The sequence below is a fragment of the Solirhodobacter olei genome (assembly GCF_004010155.1).
GTDB classification, from domain to species: Bacteria; Pseudomonadota; Alphaproteobacteria; order Rhodobacterales; family Rhodobacteraceae; genus Solirhodobacter; species Solirhodobacter olei.
Genome location: NZ_RRYH01000108.1, coordinates 1 through 370, shown reverse-complemented (window position 1 = coordinate 370; position 370 = coordinate 1). Strand labels below are relative to the sequence as shown.

Genomic DNA, 370 nt, shown 5'->3' with positions numbered 1-370 from the left:
GAGATCCGCGGCACCATGTCCATGGCGATCACATTGGCGCCCTGGTCCTTGGCCAGTTCCAGAAGCCGCTCGTTCTGCGCCGGGTAGAAGAACGAGATCAGAAGCTGCCCGTGGCGCAGCCGCTTGACCTCGGCCTCCTCCGGCTGGCGCACCTTGACGACGACATCCGCCGCCTTCCAGAGCGCCGGGGCGGTCTTCACCACCTCGACCCCCGCCGCCTCATAGGCCGCGTCGGAGAACCCGGCAAGCGCGCCCGCCCCCGCCTGTATCACGCAGTCATAGCCGAGCTTCTGCAACGCCTTCGCCGAGTCCGGCGTCATCGCGACCCGCGCCTCGCCGGGCGCGATTTCCTTCGGTGCACCGATCTTCA

General features: G+C 68.1%; 1 pseudogene. It reads right to left on the bottom strand.

The features are described 5' to 3' along the window. Positions 1-370: pseudogene (locus EIP85_RS22650) on the bottom strand (Re/Si-specific NAD(P)(+) transhydrogenase subunit alpha); the annotation flags it as partial.